Genomic DNA, 4,126 nt, shown 5'->3' on the forward strand with positions numbered 1-4,126 from the left:
GGCTGACCGATTTGAAACGCATGTTCGACAAGGAAGCGACGGGTATCTTTGGGATGTTCAGGGTTATTATGGCGGCCCCACCAGCCGCCTCTGGCTCAAAAGCGAGGGTGAAGGAAGCTTTGGCGAGCAGATAGAGGATGCAGAAATCCAGGCGCTCTGGTCAAAAGCGTTTGATCCGTTCTGGGATATGCAAATTGGTGTGCGGCAGGATGTGGTCGGCCTGTCGACTACCCACGCTGTGTTGGGCGTGCAAGGCCTTGCACCTTATATGTTTGAAATCGACGCAGCGCTGTTCGTCTCGCACCGTGGAGATGTTACGGCTCGGGTCGAGGCTGAACTCGATCAGCGTATCACCAAAAAGTTGATCCTGCAGCCTAGGGCAGAATTGAATATGTCTGCTCAAAACGTTCCGCATCTTGGTATTGGTCGCTGGCATCAACAAAATCGAACTGGGCGTCAGGTTGCGTTATGAGTTTATTCGCGAATTCGCTCCGTATATTGGCGTTGAACAAAGCTGGCGGCTGGGCAACACTGCCGACTTTGCACGTGCAGCGATGAAGACCCCAGCACGACCAACTTAGTGGTCGGCTTACGTTTCTGGTTTTGAAAATGAAGGATTTAGCGATGAATTTCCGTCTAATAATGGTCACAGCGGCTTTAGCGCTGGCGACAGTCTCGGCACCGGCGCCGGTAATGGCGCATACAAAAGTCGTCGCATCAACGCCGGCACAAGGCGCGAAGGTCGCTTCTGTGCGCAAAGTGACGATAACGTTCAGCGAAGCCCTGCTCGTGCCAACGGTCGGGGTATCGATCGTCATGACGGCAATGCCGGGCATGCCCAATCATGGTGAAATGCAGATTCGCAACTTCACGCAAAGCTGGTCGGACAGCAACCGCAAGCTCACCCTTAACCTCAAAAAGCCGCTGGTTGCTGGCACCTATGAAGTGCGTTGGCAGGCGGCTGGAGCGGACGGTCACCGGATGAAGGGCAAAGTCAACTTCATCGTGAAGTGAAACTCCTTGTATGGAAGACTGGCTCACGATGGCGCTGCGGTTTGTGCATTATGCGCTGTTGCTAATTCTTTTCGGCGGCATGGCATTCCGCCTCGTCGGATTGCGCCAGGTTGATACCGTTGAAATTTCCCGTTTGCTGATAGGGATTGCTGCGTTAGCTGCGCCTGTGGTGACAGTTTTGTTGATGCTGATCGGTATCGCGGTGATGATGGGGCAGGCGGTCGTGGCTCTCGATTGGGCAACTGTCGAGGCGATGCTCTTTACCACCGATATGGGCTGGGCGTTCTTAGCACGGTTTGGGTTTTTGATTGTCGCTCTTGGTGTTGTCTGGATTAGCAAGCCCCTGTCGGGCGTGGCGGTGATGTGTTATGCTTTCGCGCTTGCAACTTTGCCGTGGAGCGGACATGCGGCCGCAAGCGAAGGCGGCTGGGGGTTTTTCCATCGTCTCAATGATGCTCTGCATTTGCTCGCTGCTGGTTTCTGGATCGGTGCGATTTTGTGGTTCCTCTTGCTCGCGGTTCAAGCACATCGTGCACCACAACAAGCCAATCCGGATTTATTACTCAAGGGCATGCACCGTTTCGCACCGATCGGTGTTGTCCTCGTAAGCATTGTTGCCATAACAGGCATCATAAATGCCGAACTGATTTTCGGTTTGAACATCACCATGAGCGTGACAGAACAACCTTACGGGCAGATTCTGTTGCTGAAATTGGCGCTGGTATTGCTCATGCTTTGCAGTGCCGCTTGCCATGCCCGGTACGCTAAGCGATGGACGAGGTCGATGGTTGGCGAGACGGACATATTGAAGGCGGTGAGGATCAGCCTTGCCGCCGAGTTTGGCCTTGCGATATTGGTCATCGCATCAGTGGCATTACTGGGCATGATGATGCCGACGGAATGAACAGCGTTTCACTTACGAAAGTCGAGGATGAAATTGAAAGCCCAGACCCCAAAGATCCTTCAGTTGGCAGCGCTTGCAACTGCATTACTGACCCTAACTGCGTTCCATCCGGGCGCGCACGATACTGAAAGAAGTGCATCTACGAACCCGATTACCGACCGACCCCCGGCAACAACGGCAGTTGGAACCGTGGAGGCCTTTCATTCCGCATTAGTGCGCGGCGATACTCAAGCTGCGTTGGCGCTGCTTGCTGACGACGTCCTCATTTTCGAATCTGGTGGTGTAGAACGGAGCAAGGCGGAATATGCCTCGCATCATCTACACGCTGACGCAGAGTTCAGCATGGCGGTCAAACGCACGTTGGAAAGCAGGAGCACAGTTGGTTCGGAGATGTTTGCTTGGGTTACCAGCGTGGAGAAAGTAACGGGCACATTTCGCAACAGCACTATTAACAGCCGTTCGATAGAGACCATGTTGTTGACTAAATCCGCCGCTGGTTGGCAAATCAGTCACATACATTGGTCTTCCGCGAAAACTTTGAAAAAGTTTCGCTGATATTGCGGTCGTTGAGCAACTCGAAAATCCTCGTCAATAACTGCCGTTCTTTCTGTAGAAAGTGATATCAGTAACTGGGCTGGAAACCGCTATTCCAGATATCAGCTTGCTAAAGTAAAATAGGCTGTAGGGCCGTGGTATCAATAGTTTGAAGGGAAGGCTGACGGCGAATTTAGGGTCGAACTTCGCGATGACGATAGCAAAGTCTCGCTTTTCCGTCGGCCCGCCTTTGAGGGTAATCCAGACAACCTCATCGTTCGCGTCCATCACCGGCCCTGGATGAGTTTGAAATTCACTTCGAGTCGCTTGATCAGGCACTTCAGAGTGGGGAAACTGTACCGAGTTAGCCTCTACGAAGGTATTGGCTCTATAACCGAACACGTTGTTTACATCTTTTTTGACAAAATCGAGAGCTCTCGTAAAAGCCTTACAAGTATTAGTATAATATTGGCTAAATTACAAATTGATGAGAGTTTATAAAAAATTCGTGTAATGTTACAGCAAAAATAATCGCAGCGTTAGATTAAACATTTGACTTCAAATATCGGACTAGCTCTAGGTGAACGTGGTGCAGCTAAAATTAACTGTCATCGACTGTCAGCTCACACTCCCTAATTTTGGAGAAGTCCACGCCTTCCCAAGTAACTCGATCCATCCACTCTTTTTGCAGTTTCAAACGTTCCCTGCGATACCGATCCATAACCGCTGGTGGTCGATTTGATAACATGTCCAAGGCATACTGCAACTTCGGTATCGAGCAAATCTGCTTCTACTCGAAGCCGGTCAGCCAATCCGTGCCGAAAGCTGTGTGCACCAAATCCGTCTGCTCCTGATTTGACCTGAATGTTTTTCAAATATTTTCGCCACCAACGCGAAGGCGCGTCTCCTATCTGACCTCGACCATTTGGGACGAGTTCGGCGAATAGGCGAACTGTCGTATCGCCCCTGCTCGTCTGTAGTCTTCGTTCCACGAAATCTATAAAACGAAGTTCTTGCTGCAAAATGTTATGCATTACAGCAATGCGGGACTCTCCGCTTTTCGTCGTCAATCCTGCCTTTTCATCGTGAGCAATAAGAAAATACCAAATGCCATGGTCACAGCGAATATCAGAAAGTCGGAGCTGAGCGACTTCGCCAATTCGCGCTCCTGTAAAAAGGACAATTAAGGGTATCCATTTGCGCCAGTCGTCGGCCAAACAATCACCCAGTTTATGCTCTTTGCCATTCTCCTGAAATCCAGTGAACAACGGTGAGGAAAGGATGACATTAAGCATGTCAGACGGAAGGGAAGGGCGAGGATTGTTTCCTTTTACCTTGTCGTGGAACAAACCCGTGCAGGGATTTTGCAGACCAGCGAACTCTGGTTTTTGTGCTACCCATTTAAACAAGGGAGAGATTGTTGAAAGGTGTTTGTTGATCGTCGTAAACGCTGTTTGCTTGAGCTTGAGTTCTCTCGCTTTTTTGGCAGCTTCTTGCATTGAGAGGCCATGTAGCAACTTGTTTACGCTCCATTTTGGAGGCAGCATCCTCAGCGTCTCGCGGTACGACGAAACATCTATGGCAGTGATCGAGCGGATCGAGCGCCTAGCGCCGATAAAGTCCGAGAATTGGCATATCACCTTTTCGATCTTGCTCGATTGTATCTTTGCGTTT

6 protein-coding genes are annotated in these 4,126 nt (G+C 50.5%); 5 read left to right on the forward strand and 1 reads right to left on the reverse strand.

Annotation, left to right across the window (positions count from 1 at the left end; translation table 11 throughout):
- The 5 genes from VZ94_RS21530 to VZ94_RS21545 form a co-directional block, all read left to right on the forward strand.
- On the forward strand, positions 1 to 472 hold a 472-nt coding region (locus VZ94_RS21530), incomplete at its 5' end, for a copper resistance protein B (RefSeq protein ID WP_204369265.1).
- Positions 462 to 581: a copper resistance protein B gene (locus tag VZ94_RS33015; RefSeq protein ID WP_204369266.1), complete on the forward strand. Its 120-nt coding sequence runs from the start codon at positions 462 to 464 to the stop codon at positions 579 to 581. The genes VZ94_RS21530 and VZ94_RS33015, both read left to right, overlap by 11 nt.
- 28 nt (positions 582 to 609) lie before the next feature.
- Complete coding sequence (locus VZ94_RS21535) at positions 610 to 1,014, forward strand: copper resistance protein CopC (RefSeq protein ID WP_239650142.1); 405 nt, start codon at positions 610 to 612, stop codon at positions 1,012 to 1,014.
- 10 nt (positions 1,015 to 1,024) lie between these two features.
- Positions 1,025 to 1,918 carry a copper homeostasis membrane protein CopD gene (gene copD / locus VZ94_RS21540; protein WP_045780818.1) on the forward strand — a complete coding sequence of 298 codons (894 nt, stop codon included), beginning with the start codon at positions 1,025 to 1,027 and terminating at the stop codon, positions 1,916 to 1,918.
- A gap of 27 nt (positions 1,919 to 1,945) precedes the next feature.
- Entirely contained in the window at positions 1,946 to 2,473 is a 528-nt protein-coding gene (locus VZ94_RS21545) for a YybH family protein (protein ID WP_045780819.1), read from the forward strand.
- A gap of 611 nt (positions 2,474 to 3,084) precedes the next feature.
- On the opposite strand, the gene VZ94_RS21555 is transcribed toward VZ94_RS21545, so the two are convergent.
- Positions 3,085 to 3,951: a tyrosine-type recombinase/integrase gene (locus VZ94_RS21555; protein WP_157845018.1), complete on the reverse strand. Its 867-nt coding sequence runs from the start codon at positions 3,949 to 3,951 to the stop codon at positions 3,085 to 3,087.
- Between the last annotated feature and the right edge of the window lie 175 nt (positions 3,952 to 4,126).

Origin of the sequence: Methylocucumis oryzae (assembly GCF_000963695.1) — a bacterium.
GTDB classification, from domain to species: Bacteria; Pseudomonadota; Gammaproteobacteria; order Methylococcales; family Methylomonadaceae; genus Methylovulum; species Methylovulum oryzae.

Excerpts from the sequence above, each read along its gene's own strand:
- copD (WP_045780818.1), top strand. The coding sequence starts at position 1,025 with ATGGAAGACTGGCTCACGATGGCGCTGCGGTTTGTGCATTATGCGCTG.
- VZ94_RS21535 (WP_239650142.1), top strand. The coding sequence starts at position 610 with ATGAAGGATTTAGCGATGAATTTCCGTCTAATAATGGTCACAGCGGCT.
- VZ94_RS21555 (WP_157845018.1), bottom strand. The coding sequence starts at position 3,951 with ATGCAAGAAGCTGCCAAAAAAGCGAGAGAACTCAAGCTCAAGCAAACA.
- VZ94_RS21545 (WP_045780819.1), top strand. The coding sequence starts at position 1,946 with ATGAAATTGAAAGCCCAGACCCCAAAGATCCTTCAGTTGGCAGCGCTT.